Source organism: Rhodococcus sp. MS16, assembly GCF_013277795.1.
GTDB classification, from domain to species: domain Bacteria; phylum Actinomycetota; class Actinomycetes; order Mycobacteriales; family Mycobacteriaceae; genus Rhodococcus_F; species Rhodococcus_F globerula.
Genome location: NZ_VBTM01000001.1, coordinates 320,774 through 339,893, shown reverse-complemented (window position 1 = coordinate 339,893; position 19,120 = coordinate 320,774). Strand labels below are relative to the sequence as shown.

The 19,120-nt window shown below is 61.2% G+C and carries 16 protein-coding genes, 6 tRNA genes and 1 pseudogene; 12 read left to right on the top strand and 11 right to left on the bottom strand.

Going from position 1 to position 19,120, the window contains the following annotated elements; genetic code table 11:
- Positions 1-14: 14 nt before the first annotated feature.
- The 4 genes from FEZ60_RS01585 to FEZ60_RS01570 form a co-directional block, all read right to left on the bottom strand.
- A complete protein-coding gene (locus tag FEZ60_RS01585) occupies positions 15-569 on the bottom strand; it encodes an HIT domain-containing protein (protein ID WP_080711748.1) in 555 nt (184 codons plus the stop codon).
- Positions 566-2,623 carry a threonine--tRNA ligase gene (thrS, locus tag FEZ60_RS01580; protein WP_033234712.1) on the bottom strand — a complete coding sequence of 686 codons (2,058 nt, stop codon included), beginning with the start codon at positions 2,621-2,623 and terminating at the stop codon, positions 566-568. Before thrS ends, FEZ60_RS01585 begins: the two co-directional genes overlap by 4 nt.
- A 131-nt stretch (positions 2,624-2,754) precedes the next feature.
- The gene (locus FEZ60_RS01575; protein WP_165826376.1) at positions 2,755-3,156 is read right to left on the bottom strand and encodes a TIGR02611 family protein; all 402 of its coding nucleotides are present in this window, start codon (positions 3,154-3,156) and stop codon (positions 2,755-2,757) included.
- Positions 3,157-3,370: 214 nt separating this feature from the next.
- Positions 3,371-3,442: transfer RNA gene (locus FEZ60_RS01570), tRNA-Val, on the bottom strand.
- A 285-nt stretch (positions 3,443-3,727) separates the two neighbouring features.
- On the opposite strand from FEZ60_RS01570, the gene FEZ60_RS01565 reads away from it, so the two are divergent.
- The 5 genes from FEZ60_RS01565 to FEZ60_RS01545 all read left to right on the top strand — a co-directional run bounded on the left by FEZ60_RS01565 (position 3,728) and on the right by FEZ60_RS01545 (position 4,232).
- A tRNA-Gly gene (locus tag FEZ60_RS01565) sits at positions 3,728-3,800 on the top strand.
- 25 nt (positions 3,801-3,825) lie between these two features.
- Positions 3,826-3,896, top strand: a tRNA-Cys gene (locus tag FEZ60_RS01560).
- Between the two features lies 1 nt (position 3,897).
- Positions 3,898-3,972: transfer RNA gene (locus FEZ60_RS01555), tRNA-Val, on the top strand.
- Positions 3,973-4,064: 92 nt separating this feature from the next.
- Positions 4,065-4,140, top strand: a tRNA-Gly gene (locus tag FEZ60_RS01550).
- A gap of 17 nt (positions 4,141-4,157) precedes the next feature.
- Positions 4,158-4,232: transfer RNA gene (locus tag FEZ60_RS01545), tRNA-Val, on the top strand.
- Positions 4,233-4,373: 141 nt separating this feature from the next.
- On the opposite strand, the gene FEZ60_RS01540 is transcribed toward FEZ60_RS01545, so the two are convergent.
- Together FEZ60_RS01540 and FEZ60_RS01535 are read right to left on the bottom strand one after the other, a co-directional pair.
- On the bottom strand, positions 4,374-4,856 hold the full coding sequence (locus FEZ60_RS01540) for an alpha-isopropylmalate synthase regulatory domain-containing protein (RefSeq protein ID WP_172935383.1): 483 nt from the start codon (positions 4,854-4,856) through the stop codon (positions 4,374-4,376).
- Positions 4,857-5,017: 161 nt separating this feature from the next.
- Positions 5,018-6,403: a GH1 family beta-glucosidase gene (locus tag FEZ60_RS01535; protein WP_172935382.1), complete on the bottom strand. Its 1,386-nt coding sequence runs from the start codon at positions 6,401-6,403 to the stop codon at positions 5,018-5,020.
- Positions 6,404-6,521: 118 nt separating this feature from the next.
- On the opposite strand from FEZ60_RS01535, the gene FEZ60_RS01530 reads away from it, so the two are divergent.
- Together FEZ60_RS01530 and FEZ60_RS01525 are read left to right on the top strand one after the other, a co-directional pair.
- Positions 6,522-7,718: an MFS transporter gene (locus FEZ60_RS01530; protein ID WP_172935381.1), complete on the top strand. Its 1,197-nt coding sequence runs from the start codon at positions 6,522-6,524 to the stop codon at positions 7,716-7,718.
- Between the two features lie 66 nt (positions 7,719-7,784).
- Positions 7,785-8,318 carry a GNAT family N-acetyltransferase gene (locus FEZ60_RS01525; RefSeq protein ID WP_172935380.1) on the top strand — a complete coding sequence of 178 codons (534 nt, stop codon included), beginning with the start codon at positions 7,785-7,787 and terminating at the stop codon, positions 8,316-8,318.
- On the opposite strand, the gene zapE is transcribed toward FEZ60_RS01525, so the two are convergent.
- Positions 8,315-9,331: a cell division protein ZapE gene (gene zapE, locus FEZ60_RS01520; protein ID WP_033234718.1), complete on the bottom strand. Its 1,017-nt coding sequence runs from the start codon at positions 9,329-9,331 to the stop codon at positions 8,315-8,317. The genes FEZ60_RS01525 and zapE overlap by 4 nt on opposite strands.
- Before the next feature lie 34 nt (positions 9,332-9,365).
- Here zapE and FEZ60_RS01515 point away from each other — a divergent pair, with 34 nt between their 5' ends.
- The 4 genes from FEZ60_RS01515 to msrB all read left to right on the top strand — a co-directional run bounded on the left by FEZ60_RS01515 (position 9,366) and on the right by msrB (position 13,474).
- Complete coding sequence (locus FEZ60_RS01515) at positions 9,366-10,124, top strand: pyrimidine reductase family protein (RefSeq protein WP_172935613.1); 759 nt, start codon at positions 9,366-9,368, stop codon at positions 10,122-10,124.
- Between the two features lie 19 nt (positions 10,125-10,143).
- Positions 10,144-11,700, top strand: a complete 1,557-nt coding sequence (locus FEZ60_RS01510) for an alpha/beta hydrolase (protein ID WP_033234720.1) — start codon at positions 10,144-10,146, stop codon at positions 11,698-11,700.
- 61 nt (positions 11,701-11,761) lie between these two features.
- The gene (locus tag FEZ60_RS01505; RefSeq protein ID WP_033234721.1) at positions 11,762-13,045 is read left to right on the top strand and encodes a glycosyltransferase family 87 protein; all 1,284 of its coding nucleotides are present in this window, start codon (positions 11,762-11,764) and stop codon (positions 13,043-13,045) included.
- Between the two features lie 9 nt (positions 13,046-13,054).
- Complete coding sequence (gene msrB / locus FEZ60_RS01500; protein WP_033234722.1) at positions 13,055-13,474, top strand: peptide-methionine (R)-S-oxide reductase MsrB; 420 nt, start codon at positions 13,055-13,057, stop codon at positions 13,472-13,474.
- 237 nt (positions 13,475-13,711) lie between these two features.
- Here msrB and FEZ60_RS01495 read toward each other — a convergent pair.
- A pseudogene (locus FEZ60_RS01495) lies at positions 13,712-14,234 on the bottom strand (recombinase family protein).
- A 266-nt stretch (positions 14,235-14,500) separates the two neighbouring features.
- On the opposite strand from FEZ60_RS01495, the gene FEZ60_RS01490 reads away from it, so the two are divergent.
- Positions 14,501-14,992 carry a DUF6301 family protein gene (locus FEZ60_RS01490; RefSeq protein WP_172935379.1) on the top strand — a complete coding sequence of 164 codons (492 nt, stop codon included), beginning with the start codon at positions 14,501-14,503 and terminating at the stop codon, positions 14,990-14,992.
- 226 nt (positions 14,993-15,218) lie between these two features.
- Here the strand turns inward: FEZ60_RS01490 and FEZ60_RS01485 are convergent, their stop codons facing one another.
- The 3 genes from FEZ60_RS01485 to FEZ60_RS01475 all read right to left on the bottom strand — a co-directional run bounded on the left by FEZ60_RS01485 (position 15,219) and on the right by FEZ60_RS01475 (position 19,120).
- Positions 15,219-15,944, bottom strand: coding sequence for a hypothetical protein (locus tag FEZ60_RS01485; protein WP_172935378.1), 726 nt, complete (start codon positions 15,942-15,944; stop codon positions 15,219-15,221).
- A 653-nt stretch (positions 15,945-16,597) separates the two neighbouring features.
- On the bottom strand, positions 16,598-18,235 hold the full coding sequence (locus FEZ60_RS01480; protein ID WP_172935377.1) for a dipeptide ABC transporter ATP-binding protein: 1,638 nt from the start codon (positions 18,233-18,235) through the stop codon (positions 16,598-16,600).
- 30 nt (positions 18,236-18,265) lie between these two features.
- Positions 18,266-19,120: an ABC transporter permease gene (locus FEZ60_RS01475; protein ID WP_172935612.1), complete on the bottom strand. Its 855-nt coding sequence runs from the start codon at positions 19,118-19,120 to the stop codon at positions 18,266-18,268.

Here is a 19,120-nt window from a genome sequence, read left to right as displayed (position 1 = left end):
TCAACTCGGTTCGCTCACTCTTGCCAAGCACGAGCGAGTAATCCCCTGGTCTCGCGCAACAACTGCGGCATCACCTTCACACCACCCAAGACAGTGATGAAGTTGGCGTCGCCACCCCAACGCGGAACCACATGCTGGTGAAGGTGCTCGGACAGCGATCCACCCGCGGCAGCGCCGAGGTTGAGACCCACGTTGAAACCGTGCGGGTTGGACACACTCTTGATGACCCGCAGCGCGCGTTGCGTGAACGCCATCAACTCGGCGCTTTCCTCGGGCGTCAGGTCCTCGAGTGCCGCGACCTTGCGGTACGGCACCACCATCAGATGGCCGGGGTTGTACGGGTACAGGTTCAGGACCGCGTACACATGCTCACCGCGGGCGACGATCAACCCTTCTTCGTCCGACATCTTGGGAATGTCGATAAACGGTTCACCGGTCGTGCCGGGCGTGTTGGGCGCCTCCGTGATGTACGACATCCGGTGGGGCGACCAGATCCGCTGAAGATGGTCTGGATCACCGACACCCTGATCGATCAACGAACCTGGACCGTCGCTACCGGGCATACTCATGGCGCCACGCTTGGCTGAACCAGTTCCGCAGTCGGAGAGGCATTTTCGCGTCGAGCGATCCACTCCGTGATGATCCGAACCGCGTCGTCGGTGGGAATGCCGTTGATCTGGGTTCCATCACGGAAGCGGAAGCTGACGGCGCCTGCCTCGACGTCGCGCTCACCGGCGAGCAACATGAACGGAACCTTCTGCGTGGTGTGGTTGCGGATCTTCTTCTGCATCCGGTCGTCGCTGAAATCGACCTCGGCTCGAACGCCGGCCGCCTTGAGCTTCTTGGTGACGTCGAAGAGATGATCGACAAACGCCTCGGCGACCGGGATGCCGACAACCTGCACCGGCGCGAGCCACGCCGGGAACGCGCCCGCGTAATGCTCGGTCAGTACACCGAAGAAGCGTTCGATCGAACCGAAGAGCGCACGGTGGATCATGACCGGCCGGGTCTTGACGCCGTCACTGCCGGTGTATTCGAGGTCGAAGCGCTCAGGCAGGTTGAAGTCGAGCTGAATGGTCGACATCTGCCACGTGCGGCCGAGCGCGTCCTTGACCTGAACGGAAATCTTGGGGCCGTAGAACGCGGCTCCACCCGGGTCCGGCACCAAAGTCAGACCGGACGCTTCGCCGACCTCGGCGAGTGTTGCGGTCGCCTCTTCCCAGACGTCGTCGTTACCGACGAACTTGTCCGGGTTCTTGGTGGAGAGCTCCAGATAGAAATCGTCGAGACCGTAATCCTTGAGCAAATTCAGCACGAACTGCAGCGTGGTGGTGAGCTCGTCGCGCATCTGCTCGCGGGTGCAGTAGATATGCGCATCATCCTGAGTCATGCCGCGCACGCGTGTCAGACCGTGGACGACGCCGGACTTCTCATAGCGGTACACGGAGCCGAATTCGAAGAGCCGCAACGGCAATTCGCGGTACGAGCGACCACGTGCACGGAAGATCAGGTTGTGCATCGGGCAGTTCATCGGCTTGAGGTAGTAATCCTGGCCCGGCTTGCGCACGGTGCCGTCCTCGTTCAGTTCCGCGTCGATGTGCATCGCGGGGAACATGCCGTCGCGGTACCAGTCGAGATGACCCGAAACCTCGTACAGATGCCCCTTGGTGATGTGCGGGGTGTTGACGAACTCGTAGCCGGCCTCGATGTGGCGGCTGCGCGAGTAGTTCTCCATCTCGGTGCGGATGATTCCGCCCTTGGGATGGAAGACCGGCAGACCGGAGCCCAACTCGTCCGGGAAGCTGAAGAGGTCGAGTTCACTACCGAGTTTGCGGTGATCGCGGCGCTCGGCCTCGGCCAAGAGCTCCAAGTACTCATCCTGAGCCTCGGTGGATTCCCATGCGGTGCCGTAGACGCGCTGCAGGTCGGCATTGTCCTGGTTGCCTCGCCAGTAGGCAGCGGAGCTTCGGGTCAACTTGAAGGCCGGGATGTGCTTGGTGGTCGGGATGTGGGGACCACGGCACAGGTCGGACCAGATGGTGTCGCCGGTCCGCGGATCAAGGTTGTCGTAGATGGTCAGTTCGTTGCCACCGACCTCCATGATCTCCGGATCGTCGATGCCCGACTTGTCGTTGATGAGCTCGAGCTTGAACGGCTCGTCTGCCAATTCGACGCGAGCGTCTTCGATGGAATCGACCACGCGGCGGGAGAATCGCTGCGATCCCTTGATGATCTGCTTCATCCGCTTTTCGAGCTTGGCCAGATCCTCCGGGGTGAACGGCCGATCGACAGCAAAGTCGTAGTAGAAGCCGTCGGTGATCGGCGGGCCGATACCCAGCTTCGCGTCGGGGAATTCCTTCTGCACTGCCTGCGCCAAGACGTGCGCGGCCGAGTGGCGGATCACGCTGCGGCCGTCCTCGGTGGACGCGGCTACAGGCTCAACCTCGACGTCGACTTCCGGGGTCCACGACAGATCCTTGAGCGTTCCCTCGCTGTCACGAACGACGACAATGACGTCCGGTCCCTTCGAGGGATATCCGGCCTCACGCACTGCAGTCCCGGCGGTCGTCCCCGCGGGCACCCGAAGTGGGGCGGCTGAGTGCTCTGGCGCGGGACTGGTCACGGCGATGTGCTCCTAATGTATTGCGGCAAGTAAGACGTGCATCGCACCCACAGCGAGCACGTGCACGATCATGTTATCTACCCTGCCGACCCGACGAGTCAACCGACTGAAGTTAACAAGCCACTTTCACCTCAGAGTGGCGACTCGAGCCAGGAGTAGTCGAGGCCAACCCAAGTCCCGATCAGGCCGAAGGTGCCCAGAAGCCACAATGTTGCAACGACGACCACTGTGGTGAACAGAACGCCGATTCCCTTGACGAACAGGGACTGTTTGCCGAACCACGTCATGAAACGGTCGTACCGTGCCTTGGCAAAATGCAGCAGTCGATGCGCCCAGGCAAACTCCGACGCCAGGATTCCGAGGCCGGCAAAGACGATGAGCCAGCCAGGTCCGGGATAAGGGATGGCCAGTACACCGGCCGCCAATACGACGAGACCGACAAAACCAACCGCGATTCGATACGCGAGATTCAAGCTCGGGCGGGCGGCAATGTGCGCGCGCCACCTCGACCAGCGGGACTCAGCTTCGTGGATACGAGACTCGGCTTCGCGAAAGAGCGTCAGGTCGGAGTCGTCGACGGGAGGGTCGACCTTTTTGGTAGTCAACTTCCCTCACCTGTTTCCATAGAAGAGCACGTCTTTGCGACCCAGGTTACCGAAATCTCGAGTGCGCCCGGATTGGCACGTCGGGCGCAGAAACGACTGAAGGCGTCCCCGATCTCTCGGGAACGCCTTCAGTCTGTACTTGTGGTCCCGGCTGGGATCGAACCAGCGACCTTCCGCGTGTGAAGCGGACGCTCTCCCACTGAGCCACGGGACCTTACGAACTGTTCGAACGCATGCGCTCGAACGAGTTGGAACATTAACACGCTCGCGCACCGATTACGAATCACCAGGTTGGCATTCATTCTCCTCCCAGAACGCCCAATTTCACCCATTTAAGAACTTCACGAACGCACTCGACCGGCCCGCAACATCGCAATTTTGAGCGATTCCACTACCGAAACGCCTACTGAGCTGGTGATTTGTATGAATCCGACACCGTCGGCTAATGTTTTCAACGCACCGAGGAGAGCAACCAACTCCCCAAGCAACACGGTGCGATGCGGACGTGGCGCAGCTGGTAGCGCACAACCTTGCCAAGGTTGGGGTCGCGGGTTCGAATCCCGTCGTCCGCTCGAGAGGTGTAACTCAACCTTTTACGGTGGAGTGGCCGAGTGGTGAGGCAACGGCCTGCAAAGCCGTGCACACGGGTTCGATTCCCGTCTCCACCTCGCGCGATTAGCTCAGCGGGAGAGCGCTTCCCTGACACGGAAGAGGTCACTGGTTCAATCCCAGTATCGCGCACCACGTCAGGCCCTCGGGCCTGATGGTCAAGACCCGCTTGCGGGTCTGATAGGTTAGACACGCACTGAGCGCCGGCAACGGAGTTCAATGCACATGCGGACGTGGCGCAGCTGGTAGCGCACAACCTTGCCAAGGTTGGGGTCGCGGGTTCGAATCCCGTCGTCCGCTCCATTTTCATCTCCAGACCCGCGCGATTAGCTCAGCGGGAGAGCGCTTCCCTGACACGGAAGAGGTCACTGGTTCAATCCCAGTATCGCGCACCACGGAAATACGCAGAAAGCCGGAATCCTTACGGGATTCCGGCTTTCTGCGTTGTGCACTAAGACTTGCTGCACCACTCGCGCTGATACAGAATCCCGACAAGTGTTCCCGTATCAGCGTGAGCGAGCAGTAAAGGCGACGCTTCAGTTCGAGAAACGGTTTGCTGCTGACGTCATCGCGCGCAGTGACGACTCTGTTGCCGACTCACCGATGCCCATAGCCCAATTCCGACGACCATTGCACTCCGTGAAAATGAAGGTGGCTGTGCGGTGGCCGATCTGGTGCTGGTGAAATGACAGGATCTCCAGCGCGATTCCTGCGTCCTGCAGCATCGACGTCATTGCAGAAATTGCTCCGGTTGCGGTGGCGGAGGCCGTCGCGATGCGCTCCCCCAGACCGAGAGTTGCTTCGTACGTCCAACGACCGGGGGCGATCTTCTCGCTCGACCATGCACCGAGACGGATCGGGCCACTCATTGCCGCGTAGGTGGATTCGAATTCGTTCCACGACATCTCAGCGCATTCGGCACGCAGGCCGGCAGGCAGGGATTTTCCATGACGCGCAGCAAAAGGATCGCCGGCAAAGGAATAAGAAGAATCAGAAGCGAAAGCGAAGTTGTAAGTCATTGTCGTGGTCTTCCTGGAATGAAGTGGAGGACCAACTGGTAGCACGACGACCCGCAGCGGGGGGTCGGTCCGATTCAGACCCCGCTACGGCGGTGTACTACGAGAATGCGCTTCATGTGAGTGAGGCTAGGCGGCCAGGCGCCAGAACGCAAACCTGGACGCTAAACCCGCGCTGCCTTCTGAGCCGCAATCAAGCTGCGATACCACTCGAACGAAGCCTTCGGGGTGCGTTTCTGGGTGTCGAAATCGACGTGGACCAGGCCGAATCGTTCCTGGTAGCCGGCTGCCCACTCGAAGTTGTCCAGCAGCGACCACACAAAATAGCCGCGCACGTCGACACCGTCGTCCATGGCCGATCGCAGGGCCCGTAGATGTGCGTCGTGGTACTCGATTCGAGCAGTGTCACTGACCTCGCCCGAACTGTTCAAGGTGTCGTGAAACGAACATCCGCTCTCGGTGATGTAGATCGGCGGCAGGGACTCACCGAACCGCGACTGGAATGTTCGCAGGATCTCGCCAAGTCCTTCGGGAACGATCGGCCATCCGAAATCGGTTGTGGGGTAACCGGTTATCGCCACCGGAGCAAAGGGAAGTCCCGGCGGTAGATCGATCTCGAGAACGCCGTCGGTGCCCTGTCCCTCGACAGGGGCAGCGATCATCGTCGGCTCGTAGTAGTTGATGCCGTACCAGTCGAGGGGCGCATTGATGATCGTCAGATCCTCGTCGACCGGTCCGGTGAGGATCTGCGCAAATTCGTCGGCCGGATATTTTCCGAGCAGTATCGGATCGGCGAACATCCAGTTGACAACGTGGTCGTAGATGTCTGCGGCCATCACGTCTTCCGCCGAATCTGTTGCGGCGCGCACCGGAGCGTGATTGGACGCGATGCCAATCCCCGAGCAGCCCGCCGACCGCAGCGCGTCGACTGCCAGACCATGCCCGAGGAGCTGGTGATGTGCGGCCTGGAAGGCGGCGAATCCCAAGGCAAGTCCCGGGGCATGAACTCCTAGGGCGTGGCCGTACAGAGTGTGGACAACAGGCTCGTTGAGTGGCATCCACAGGCCGACACGATCGGCAAACCGTTCGCCCACAATCTGCGCGTACTCCCCCAACCGAAACGCCGTGTCGCGATTCATCCAGCCCCCTTGCTCTTGCAGAGCTGACGGCAGATCCCAGTGAAAGAGCGTGACGGCGGGCGTAATTCCGGACGCGCAGAGCCTGTCGATCACTCGGTCGTAAAAATCGAGCCCCCTCTGGTTCACCTCGCCTGATCCGGTAGGGAGGATTCGCGACCACGACAGCGACAGGCGATACGCGTCAAGTCCCAGCTGCGCCATGAGAGCGACGTCGGATTCCCAGCGGTGGTAGTGATCAGCAGCAACGACGCCGGTCTCGCCACGCACCACAGCACCGGGTTGAGTGCAGAAATCGTCCCAAATCGACGGTCCCCGACCGTCTTCGGTAACTGCGCCTTCGATTTGATACGCAGCCGTCGCGGTTCCCCACACAAACTCGGGGGGAAACATTGCAGTTGGATGTGCACTCATAGCCGTCAGTTAATCAAAGAATGCTGCGCGACACGCGACTTTGTTGGACACTCGACCAGTAACAAGTATCAAGTAGCGTTCGGCGGGCAGTGCCCAACCACAGACAAGGCCACATTCGATGACGGATCACACCCGCAGCCTGAAGAAGGCTCGGATCGCCACCTCCGTGGCTTTCGGACTCCAGGGTTTTCTTCTCGCGTCGATTCTGACGCAACTGCCCGCGTACCGGGACTTGTTTGCGCTCAGCGAGTCGTTGCTGGTCGTTGCGGTTGTGTCGGTGTCAGTCATCGCCGGACTCGGCAGCGTTCTCGCCGAGCGACTCGCAGTTCGAACGTCGAGCAAGACCACGCTCCGCACCGGACTGGCCGTCATCGCGGTCTTCGGCGGCGCCACCGGACTGGCCCCCAACTCTGCACTCTTTTTTGTCTGCCTCGCTGTCTACGGAATCGGCCTCGGCATCGTTGATGCGGCAGCAAACATGCAGGCCGTCTCGATCCAGCACGCCAAGGGACGCTTCATTCTCAGCTCGTTCCACGCAGCCTGGAGCGTCGGGGCCATCGCCGGCGCGCTCTACATCTCGGCAACCGCAGGACTCGACATCTCGGTACGGGTTACCCAGGTGGTCGCGGGAGTGATTGTGGCCCTGCTGCTTCTGGTATTCGGACCGTCATTGCTCGATCGAAGCGCAACCTCCGTCGCGGATACGAATACCGGTGGCTCCGTCACGCTCACGGTCCCGATGCGAGCGTTTGTCCTGCTCGGCATCGCGATGGCACTGTTCTACGCAGTCGATTTCAGCATCGGCAACTGGTCGACCCTGTACCTCGAAGACGTCCTGCTTGCCGACGCGAGCACTGCCGCTCTGTCGATGGCTGCCTACCAAATCGCAGCTTTGGTTGCGCGATTGACCGGCGACTACTGGGTGGGCAAGTTCGGTGAAACTGCCGTCGTCCGCATGGGATCAGTGATCGGCGTGATCGGCATGACGATTGTCGTGACGGCGCAATCTCCTGCGATTGCGATCGCCGGGTTCCTGATCGTCGGTCTTGGCCTTCCGGTGATCGCCCCGATCTGCTTCAGCGCTGCCGGTCGGATGGCGCCACCCGATCAGGTGGATACCGTCATCGCTCGCATCAACCTCTTCAACTATGTAGGCACCGTTGTCGGCGGCGGAATCGTCGGAGCTGTCGCCGCATTCAGCGACCTGCGGATCGGGTTCCTCATACCGCTGGCGTTCTGCGTGATTCTGATTGCGCTTGCACCCGCGTTTGCCCCGAAACGCGCCGAGAGCCTGGCGGCTGAGAAAGCCGGATAGCCGTCACTGACACGGCAAGTGGTGTACTTGAGCGACCATTGCACGTGCAGGGAAGGACGAAGTGACGTGAGCATCACCGTTGACCGGGCCGGAATCTGGGATTCCGAAGCAATCGCCGACGTGGCCGCGGTGACGTTTCCGCTCGCCTGCCCACCCGATGCATCCGACGACGACATCAATGCCTTCATCGACAACGTGCTCTCGGTCGACAAGTTCTCCGAATACCTGACCGACCCGACGCGCACGGTTCTCAAAGTGATCTCGAGCGACGCCATAGTCGGCTACGCGATGCTCATCGACGCCGAACCGTCCGATCCCGACGTGCGGGCAGCACTCACGCTTCGCCCGACAACAGAATTGAGCAAGCTGTACGTGCTTCCCGGAAATCACGGAAGCGGCGCCGCAGCATCATTGATGGCCGCGGTGGTCGCTCACGCCCACGAAAGTGGCAGTGCGGGAATCTGGCTCGGAGTGAACCAGGAAAATGCGCGAGCGCAGAAGTTCTACGCAAAGCAGGGCTTCACACGGGTAGGGACCAAGACCTTTGTCGTGGGCACCCAGCTCCATCACGATTTTGTGATGGAGCGACCGGTGAACTAGGTCGCGGCGACCTCGAAACGAGACAACGCGAGCAGACGCGACATGGCACGCAGGTACTTCTTCTTGTAACCGCCGGCAAGCATCTCCGGGGTGAAGATCTCGTCCAGGCGAGCGCCGGACACTGTCACCGGAATGCTCGCGTCGTACAGGCGGTCGGCAAGAACCACGAACCGAAGCGCAACCGACTGGTCTGTCGCGGGGTGGACGCCGTCGATGTAGACAGCACGAACACCCTCGACCAGCTTGTTGTATCGCGACGGGTGCAGCGTGCTGAGGTGCTTGCACAGCTCGTCGAAGTTGTCGAGCGTTGCGCCGTCGACGGACTCTGCGCGCGCAACCAACTCTTCGGAGGAAATCGGCTCGGGAGCGGGCGGCAGATCGCGGTGACGGTAGTCAGGACCGTCGACGCGAATGGTCTCGAAGATCGAGCCGAGCTTCTTGATCTCGCGCATGAAGTCCTGCGCAGCAAAGCGGCCCTCACCGAGCTGACCCGGGAGTGTGTTGGACGTCGCAACGATGGACACACCGCGCGTCGACAGCTCGGACAACAGGCGAGAGACCAGCATGGTGTCGCCCGGATCATCGAGCTCGAATTCGTCGATGCACAGAACGCTGTGCTCGGAAAATGCCTCGACGGCCTTGTTGAAGCCGAGTGCGCCGACCACGTGCGTCAGTTCGACGAACGTGCCGAAAGCCTTGGGCGACGGAACGCTGTGGAAGATCGACGCGAGAAGGTGCGTCTTACCGACACCGAAGCCGCCGTCGAGGTACAGACCGGCGCCCGTGGCCTGAGTCTTCTTGCCGAACAATCCGCGACGACCGCCGGCCCGAATCTTGGCTACACGCTTGGAGAATTCCTCGGTCTTGGCAACGGCAGCTGCCTGACTCGGCTCGTTGGGATCCGGGATGTAGGACGCGAAGCTCACGTCGTCGAACATTGCGGGTGGAACCATTTGAGCGACCAATTGATCGGCGGGTACCACCGGACTGCGATCGACAAGACGTTGAGGCATCCATCAAGGGTATCTACGTGGTGTGATCTCTCATATGCACCATCTGGATTTTGCGACCTACTTCACACCCGATCAGCCGCAGCGGCTCCGAGAGCTCTATTCATATCCGGAAAACTTGCAGCATCCGTGGGTTCGGGTGAACTTCGTGTCCAGCATCGACGGTGCCGTCTCCGTCAGTGGGCTCAGCGGCGGTCTGGGCACCCCGGCGGACAAGACGGTGTTCGACACGCTGCGCGAACTCTGCGACGTGGTTGTCGTCGGAGCCGGAACCGCGCGCGCGGAGAACTACGGCGGCGCCGTGATGAACGACGACGCTCGGGCACGCCGGGTCGCGTCGGGGCTCGCCCCTGTGCCTCCGATCTTGGTTGTCTCGTCACGCGCGTCGATCGACCCCGAAAGCCGGCTTTTCCGTGACGCCGAAGTCCCACCGATTCTGCTGGTCGGCTCCGACGCAGACGCCGCTGCCGTATCGAGGTTGAACGATGCCGGTGCCGACGTTCACCGAAGCGTCGGCGCGGCTGTGCGCAGTGTCGACATCGAGAACACAGCATCCACTCTGAATTTGCCGCGAATTCTGTGCGAAGGCGGACCGTCCCTGTTCGGCCAACTGATCACGGACAACGCCGTCGACGAACTATGCGTGACGACGTCTCCGCAATTGGTCGGCGGCAACGCGGGGCGGATTTCCCTCTCCGCACAGTCCCTTCCCACCCCGATGATGCCTGCACATATCCTCACGGACTCCGACGGCACGGTGCTGTCGCGGTGGGTTCGTCAACGTCCTCGGCACTGAACCTGGCACTCTGGTCGGCATGCGCAGAGCGGCTTTGATTGCAGTTGTCCTGGCGACCTGTTGCGCCTGTGGCGCAGGGCCCTCCATTCGCCCGGACGTCGCCGTCGAAGGTCACACCGGTGGCACCCCCGGGAGTTCCGATACGTCACAGGCGACACCTCCCCCGGTTCCCGCTCCGGCCGTCCCGACCAGCGATCTCCCGTGGCGCGACTGCAGCGGGACATCTCTTGCCGACGCCGCGTTGGCTGCAGCCAGCACGGGCGTCATCGTCGAATGCGCCGAATTCAGCGCTCCCATCGACACCAGCGGCCGCATCGACGGAACATTCACGGCTGCGGCGACCCGGGCCCGAACGTCAGCTACTCCTGCTGACGCCTACCCGATTGTCTTCACATCCGGGACCGATCGGTCGTCGGGAAGCACCTTGGCCATGCTCTCTGCCACCGGACTGACGGCCGTCCTCGCAGCCCACCCGGTTGTGGCTCTCGATCGCCGCGGTATCGACCGCTCGACGCCGATCGAATGCATGGAACCCGATACTCGGCGCGGACTCGCCGATCTCGGCCAATTCGAGCCGAGTTTCAGCGGAGACGCAGCCGACGCCGTCGCCACCCTCGGGCACGACGCAACAATCTCCTGCACCGACTATCTCGATCCGCAGGAACTCGAATTCGGAGCCGACGCCGCGGCCGACGACATCAACGCACTGCGCACGAGGTGGGGCGTCGACACCATCGCACTGTGGGCTGCAGGCTCCGGTTCGGACATCGCATTGAGTTACGCCGCAACATATCCCGACAACATCGCACGATTGATCCTCGACTCACCCGCACCGATCGCCACCGACGCCACCACCGAGGAAGAAAGCCGAGTCCAAGGCCAGGAAGCAGCGTTGACGGCGTTTGCCACTCGCTGCGCGGCGCTGTCCTGCTCACTCGGACCCGACCCCCGCGCGGCCGTCGTTGCATTGACCGAACGCGCGCGAGCCGGTGAGTTCCGGCCCTTGTCCGCGGCGTCCATCACCCGCGCAATCTCGGCAAGTCTTGCCATCGCGAGCCAGAATCGCCAGCTGGACACAACGTCTCTGGCCGATGCTCTCAGCGCACTCGGAACGGGAAACCCCGTACCCATGCGCGAACGTGCCGCAGCCGCGGAGAAAGCCCTCGCCAGTGACGGTCAGTTTGTCGGACGCTGCACCGACGGCGTTCAGTGGCCGGGAGTGGGGCGCATCCGCGAACTGCAACAAACGTGGGGTAAGTCCTACCCCGTGTTCGGGAACGAAGCCGCACTCGGATTGTCGGCCTGCGCAAGTTGGCCGACTACCGCTCCGACACCCTTGCCCACCGCGTTGAAACCGACTGTTCTGGTCCTCAGCGGTCAAGCCGACCCCGCCGTCGGCAACACCGGGCTGGCCACCGTCACCGGAGTTGTCACCAACGCCGGCGCCCGGTTCGCCAGCCTCGATTGGCAAGGCTCCGGACACCCCGCGATGCAATCTGCCTGCGTGCAACAGGCCGCGGTGTCCTACCTGGACAATCAGAGCCTGCCGGCCAACGGCAATGTGTGCCCGGCCTAGCCGAATATGACGGCCGTCACCCACCATTGCAGGGTGCATCCCCAGATCTGTTTGCGTCTCGGTGTACCGTTCCGAAGTGTTCCTTAGACAAATCGAGCCTCGCACCGGGCGGACAACCCAACAAGTCGTCAACTACGTTTTGTGGCCGATCGCCGTGATGACCGTGATCAATCGCGTTGTCGTCAAAGCCGTCAACGGGTCGATCACCGATGATTTCCGGCCGGTCTACAACGCCGCGCTGGCATTCTGGAACGGCCGCGAGGTCTACACCGCGGACTTCAACACGGTAGATCCGCACTACTTGTATCCCCCATCGGGATCCTTGCTGATGGCACCACTGGCCATCCTCGATCCCGAGCGCTCGCGCTGGCTGTTCATCGGCGCCAACGCGATTGCGATCCTGGTCGCGCTCTATCTGCTGCTACGGCTGTTCGATCTGACAATTAGCTCCATCGCCGCGCCAATTCTCGTACTGGCCGCGTTCTCGTCGGAGACCGTCACCAACACTCTGGTGTTCACCAACATCAACGGCATCGTGCTGCTCAGCGAGATGGCGTTCCTGCTGCTCCTGATGCGCCGTAAAGATCTATGGGCAGGCGCATCGATCGGCATCACTCTGGCCGTCAAACCCACACTTGCGCCGCTGCTGCTGCTCCCCTTGGTTCGTGGTCAGTGGAAGGTTTTTGTCACAGCACTCGGCATCCCGTTCATCCTCACCGTCGTCGCGGTGCCTCTCTCGGCAGATCCGATGGCATTTGTCGAACGCACGGTTCCGTACCTGCTGGAATCACGCGACTACTTCAACAGCTCGATAGTCGGTAACGGCGCCTACTTCGGCCTGCCCGATTGGTTGGTCCTCACCCTGCGCGCGGTCTTCGCCGCCATGGTCCTGATCTCGCTGTGGCTGCTCTACCGGTACTACCGCAATGACGATCTGTTCTTCCTCACTACCACGACCGGCGTGATCATGACCGCGTCGTTCCTCCTGCCGTCGCTCGGGCAGATGTACTACTCGATGATGCTGTTCCCGCTCCTGATGTCGGTGATCCTCAAGAACTCCGTCATGCGGAACTGGCCGGCCTGGCTTGCCGTGTACGGGTGCATGACATTCGACGACTGGTGGTCCTTCCGTTGGCCCGCCTTCGGCCGGGCAGCGGAGTACATGAAGAGCACTCTCGGGTGGAGCCTGCTGCTGATCGTGATCTTCTGCGTCCTCGGTTACCGGTATCTGGTTGCCCGACGCGAAGGACGCCTGGACCGCGGAATCGATCCCGCCTACCTCCTCGATCCTCCTGTCGATGCCGTCCCACCTGCAAGCAAAGCCGAACCTGCAGTAAAGGATTAGCGTGTAGGCATGAGTTCTACAGATAACGCCCCCGAAGTCACCTTCACCGACGAGCAGTGGCGCGAAAAACTGACCCCGGCCGAGTACGCGGTCCTGCGTCAGGCCGGTACCGAACGGCCCGGCGTGGGCGAATACACCGACACCACCACCGAAGGTGTGTACTCCTGCCGGGCGTGCGGCGCCGAACTTTTCCGCAGCACCGAGAAGTTCGAATCGCATTGCGGGTGGCCGTCGTTCTTCGATCCGGCCAACTCCGACGCCGTCATCCTGAAGGAAGACGTGAGCCTGGGAATGCGACGCGTCGAAGTTATCTGCAAGAAGTGCCACAGCCACCTCGGCCATGTCTTCGAGGGTGAGGGCTACCCCACTCCGACGGATCAGCGGTACTGCATCAACTCAATCTCACTGGTACTGAATCCCGCGAAGTAGTCCTCGGGGTCCCTGAGACAGGTACAAGTGCACACAAGTCTCCCCTGCGTGGCTGGATCAGCCATCCGAGGGAGACTTGTGTGCGTCCCGGCCCCAAGCTGAAACTGGGGTGTCAGTTTCAGAAGACGACTGCACGGTGACCTGCGATTTTGGTGTCGCGTGCAGTCGTCTTCTGACATTCCGTGTTCAGAAGTGCTGTGCACCAACCGTCTAACTGACGTTGCGGTACAGGGTTGATCAGGCGACTCCGAGCGTGTCGGCTATTGCGGTCATGGAAACGCCGGCACCTTTCATCTTGCGGGCGATTGCCCTTCTGTTTCTCATGAAGCACAGGTGGTCGGCCACCGGTTCGTCCTTGCCTTTTCGCCGCTTCCAAGCCAGCAAATGTTCCCTCCCTCAGAAGATTTCGCTCAAATTCGGCGAGAGCTCCAAAAATTGTGAAGATCAACCGGCCGCCGGAGTTGGTGGTGTTGATTTCTTCGGGGAGGGAGGCAAACCCGACGCCGATAGCTTCGAGGTGGGCAACCGTTTCCAGCAAGTGAGGAAGGCTTCGGCCGAGCCTGTCCAGGCGCCACACGGCCAGCGTGTCGTCCGGTCGAAGGTGTTCGATGACTGCGGCCAGTTGCGGGCGGTCGACTTTCGAGCCGGATGCGACGTCGGTCCAGATCTTGTAGTAGCCCGCGGCCGTCAGAGCGTCCGTCTGCAGAGTTGGGTTTTGATCTGCCGTCGATACCCTCGCGCACCCCAAAAGTGTGCTCACAAGGGCACAGTGTTGCAGAACTCAACGACAGTAAGTATTGAGAGACAGTGGGTTTTCGGACGGGTTTTGCGTGTGACTCTCGAAATTATTTGGCACGTTTTTCCCCGAATTATTTGGCACGGTGAGGCCCCGCCGGGCGAGTTGGCGGTCGACGTTCTGCTGGCACCGACCCTTCGGCTCAGCTAGCCGCGAGCGCTTCGATCAATGAATCGTAGGTTCCCTCTGCGGCGGAACTGGCTGCGTCGAGAAGGAAGTAGCATCCACACATGCACGTCGACATCGAAGGCGCCACCCAGATCGCCCGCCTCGCTGCAGAATTCGACTGGACCTGGGCCGTCGACGACCTGGAACCCTTCTGCGCACAAGCTGGATGGGAGCTCGTCGAACTCAGGCATGCTGGCGGCTCGATTCGGACGAACTTTCATGTCAGCCGGCCGACGGCGAACATGTTCGGGCGGCAACACAGAATGGATTCGATCTCGATCTTAGTCACGGATCTGGCAGATGACGCTACGCCCATGACAGTGGTGCGTCCGTTGCTGGTCGAAGGATTCACGAACCTCGATGTGGCACTTACTGCACTCCTGGGGACAGCCACGAGCGCCGAACCTGAGGCAACTATCCGGTGGGATCTGCCGAAAGCGGTCATCACACTGAACCGGGGTGTCAGTGCGATCCACCTGCATCTGAAGAGTCCGGGATATCAGGCATGGGCGGATGAGCCCGAACCGGAGTACGAGGACGAGTACGAGGACTAGCGATCGAGGTCGGCGAGATCGCATCCGGTGCGGAAACAGTACTAGTCACCGCGCGGCCCCGGCCTCATGCACTCCGGATCCGGAAGAGCCTCCAATCCTGTTCGAATTCTCCCCAGAGAACTCATAGTGCCCGACGGACTTGCCACACCGAGAAGTGATTCAGCTCATGGCCACCGATCCAGAGGACACCCACAGCGGATATCCCGCCGTCTGGGATATGGCAAGGTCAGCGGCCTCGAGCACGCCGATATTCTGGAAATCTATCCGCTAGAGCTCTATCAAACGCGGCAACACGATCGAATGAATCAACATTCGGCTGCACGTGATCGCGTTCAAGGTGCGCCGTCATCAATCCTGCTGCATCAGTGAAGTAACCATTGACGATGCACAAAGTAATTGTCGCCCGTAGAACGCGGGGGTTAATCCGGTCGTGCGAGGTTCCCGGGATCGGCTCCTCCGCCACCCGGATCAACTTCTCAATCGAGTTGCGATCGTCGAACCATTTCACAACCGCACCGGATACGCGATTCTCAAACCACTGCACGGCAATCGGGACGTCCGCTTCAGTAATCACCCACGGTGCCTTCCCCATCAACTCCAGACCCGGCAGTTCGTTGAAAACCCGATAGTCAACGCGCTCATGGAAGGGGCTGTCCGGCCTATCGCCTTTCAGCAGTGCGTCTGATGGAATTGACTGTAGTGCGTCACCTACCCTCGGAGATATCAGGAATGCAGTTCCCGTGCACCTTGTGGCACCGTCCCTCGAATAGCCGATAAGTGCTTGCACGGCAGCGATGGTATTCGGAATGCCAACAGCATCACTCTTGAACCAAAAGGCACCGTCATTACTCTCCACTAAGGGTTCATACGGCATATATCCCGCGCGCACCATTGCATCGGTCAATTCTCCCTTAACCATATTGGTAACACGGTCTCTTTTTCGAGCAGCCACAACTAACTCCTTTCAGGCGAGAGCTCCCACCACATCGATTCACCAATCCCGTCGTTGTAGCGCTCCCACCACGACCTTGCCGGATCTGTAGCCACCTCAGGGAGGTTACCTGGCGTCCGATACGCGAGGCCTAGTCACATAATTCATCCCTCCATGCCCACTGAAATTCGGTGCCGGAGTCCTTTTCCTGGCTCACTCGAGATTTGTGCGCGGTCGGTGACGATAATTTCGGCTTGACGTGTACATCCGGGAATTGCAGCCGCATCTTGTGAACGATTCGATAGCCCTCGTCGTACCACTTGAAGGGATCGATTCCAGGTCGCCACTGCGGTCGCGAGCTGAAGTGGCGGTGCAGGCCGGGCTGTGGGGCTATCCGCTGGCCCACCGCACCGAGTCGTGGCCACCGACGTTGCAGGCACAGGGCGCGGGCCACAACTATCTCCACCGGTTCGAGCGGCTCAAGACTGCGGATGAGGCTGCACATCGAATCGCAGAATCGGTGCTGAACCACTGACTGAGTCCTCGGATGTTCTGCTGCACTGCGTCAGAACGATCGACAGACAGAGAACGGCTGGAGTGATGATGCCTTCGCCGAGAGTGCAGTCGTCTTCTGAAAAATGCAGTCGCCTTCTGAAACTGACATGGGACGCCGATTACACAGCGAGCGAGGCCAAGTCAGTCGAGCGATCGCGGGCGTGCGCGGGGTCAGGCACCGGAACGGCGTCGATCAAGGCCCTCGTGTAGGCATCACGCGGTGCGGTGAAGACTGCGTCGACGCTGCCGATCTCGACAACGGAGCCGGATCGCAGCACTGCAACCCGGTCCGCGACCTGGTGGACAACGGCAAGGTCGTGGCTGATGAACAGGCAAGCAAACCCGAGATCACGCTGCACCTCGGTGAACAGCTCCAGCACCTCGGCCTGCACCGAGACGTCGAGCGCGCTGGTCGGCTCGTCCGCAATCACCAGCTTGGGCGTCAGCGCCAGTGCGCGGGCGAGTGCAACGCGCTGCCTCTGCCCACCGGAGAGCTGATGTGGGAAACGGTCGGCCAACGTACTGGGCAATCGAACGGCGTCGAGCAGTTCGAGTACGCGAGCGCGCCTTTCCCCCGCCGTACCGATCTTGTGGACGTCGAACGGCTCACGGATGGTTGCTGCGATCGTCAGTTTCGGGTCGAGAGACGCGGCGGGGTCCTGGTGAACAAATGCCAGATCACGGCGCAGTTCCTGCAGCTGACGGGACGGCGTTTCAGCAAGATCGTGGCCACCGAACAGAACACGTCCCGCCGCCAACGGCACCAGACCGGCAGCAACGCGGCCGAGCGTGGTCTTCCCGGAACCCGACTCACCGACAAGACCGAGGACCTCTCCCCTGCTGACCGTCAGGCTCACGCCATCGACTGCCAGAAAGGCGGGACTACCGCGCCTGGCCGGGAACTGCACTGTGGCGCTGTCGAATTCGAGCACAGTACCCTCGGTCGACTCCGGAGTGATCGCAGCCGCTGCGACACCCTCGGGAAGGCGCGGCACTGCGGCCAGCAGTCGACGGGTGTACGGGTGGGCCGGCGCGGCAAACAGTGTGTGCGTGTCACCAGTCTCGGCAACTTCGCCATCTCGGAGGACGATCACCCGATCAGCATGCTGCGCAACAACTCCCATGTTGTGGGTGATGAGCAGGATTCCCATTCCGGTCCGCTGACGGATCCGGTCGAGCAGCGCCAGGATCTCGGCTTGCACGGTGACGTCGAGCGCGGTGGTCGGTTCATCGGCGATCAGTAGATCGGGGTCGTTGGCCAGGGCCAACGCGATCGCAACGCGCTGCTTCTGGCCACCCGAGAGTTGGTGCGGAAAGTAATCGACGCGGCGCTGCGGATCTGGAATCTCCACCTGCTCGAGAAGTTCGATCGCGCGGACGCGAGCATCACGGGAAGAGACCGTGCGATGGGCGCGAATCGCCTCTCGGATCTGCCATCCGACACGACGGACTGGATTGAGCGCGCTCTGCGGTTCCTGGAAGATCAGCGCGACCGTAGAGCCACGCAGCCGATTCAATTCGTCCTCGGTCGCGTCGAGTACGGATGTGCCGTCAACACCGATCGAACCGCCCGCCGCGGCTCCATCAGGGAGAAGGCCGAGGATCGCACGGGCTGTCATCGACTTACCCGAACCGGACTCTCCCACGAGAGCCACGACCTCGCCCCGACACACCTCGAGAGTGACATCGTTGACGACGGGCGGCTGCTGCCCGAAGGCAATATGCAGGTCGCGGACGGAGAGGAGAGCAGTGCGCACGAGAGGTGTCCTTGTTCGGGAGAAGAGTGGTTACCGGCGCCGGGACCGGGCTGCCAGCGCTTGCGAAATCAGGAGCAGTCCGAGGACCAGAACAACAACGACCAGAAGAGGACCGAAGACAAAATACGGCGAGTGATAGGCATTCTGGGTTCCCTCCTTGATGAGTGAACCGAGCGACGGCATCGGCGGGATAACTCCGAGTCCGAGAAAGCTCATCGCGCCTTCGATGAACACGCCGACCGACATTGCCAACGCAAGTTGAACGGTGAGGGGTTCGAGGCAGTTGGGCAGTACGTGGCGTCGCAGGATCCAGCCTTCGCTCGCACCCAGGGTTCGGGCGGACTCGACGTACGGCAGCTCGCGCACCGTCAGCACTGACGTGCGCATGAGCCTGCCGAACACCGGGATTTCGGCGAGCACGATGACAACCGAGATCGTCATGATTCCCGGGCCGATAACCATCGTCAATGCGATAGCAAGAACGATGGTCGGAAACGCGAGAATCAGGTCGAACGAGCGTTGCAGCGCGGTATCGAGCCAGACGGCGCGCGATGCTGCCAGACCGAGAAAGGAGCCGATCAGAGCTCCCAACGGGACAGCAACGAAGATCACCAGCAAATCGATCCGTATGCCGTACAGAGTCCGCGAAAATACGTCGCGGCCAACCGAATCCGTACCGAACCAATGATAACTGCTCGGGCCGAGCAGAGTCGCTCCACGTATCTGTTCGTCCGGCGCGAACGGAGCGAGCCACGGGGCTAGCAGTCCGGCAAGGACAACAGCCCCGACCAACGCGGCGCCGATCAGTCCGCGACCGCTTCGCAGTGCCGCCCAGCGATCGTCGCGATCTGCGCCGGTTCCGTCGGCGGACTTCTCGAGCGACAT

What these genes read in the sequence shown, in the direction of transcription:
- FEZ60_RS01585 (WP_080711748.1), bottom strand. Translation starts at nt 569, where the DNA reads ATGAGTATGCCCGGTAGCGACGGTCCAGGTTCGTTGATCGATCAGGGT.
- FEZ60_RS01540 (WP_172935383.1), bottom strand. Translation starts at nt 4,856, where the DNA reads ATGACTTACAACTTCGCTTTCGCTTCTGATTCTTCTTATTCCTTTGCC.
- FEZ60_RS01535 (WP_172935382.1), bottom strand. Translation starts at nt 6,403, where the DNA reads ATGAGTGCACATCCAACTGCAATGTTTCCCCCCGAGTTTGTGTGGGGA.
- FEZ60_RS01530 (WP_172935381.1), top strand. Translation starts at nt 6,522, where the DNA reads ATGACGGATCACACCCGCAGCCTGAAGAAGGCTCGGATCGCCACCTCC.
- zapE (WP_033234718.1), bottom strand. Translation starts at nt 9,331, where the DNA reads ATGCCTCAACGTCTTGTCGATCGCAGTCCGGTGGTACCCGCCGATCAA.
- FEZ60_RS01515 (WP_172935613.1), top strand. Translation starts at nt 9,366, where the DNA reads ATGCACCATCTGGATTTTGCGACCTACTTCACACCCGATCAGCCGCAG.
- FEZ60_RS01510 (WP_033234720.1), top strand. Translation starts at nt 10,144, where the DNA reads ATGCGCAGAGCGGCTTTGATTGCAGTTGTCCTGGCGACCTGTTGCGCC.
- msrB (WP_033234722.1), top strand. Translation starts at nt 13,055, where the DNA reads ATGAGTTCTACAGATAACGCCCCCGAAGTCACCTTCACCGACGAGCAG.
- FEZ60_RS01490 (WP_172935379.1), top strand. Translation starts at nt 14,501, where the DNA reads ATGCACGTCGACATCGAAGGCGCCACCCAGATCGCCCGCCTCGCTGCA.
- FEZ60_RS01475 (WP_172935612.1), bottom strand. Translation starts at nt 19,120, where the DNA reads ATGTCGCTCGAGAAGTCCGCCGACGGAACCGGCGCAGATCGCGACGAT.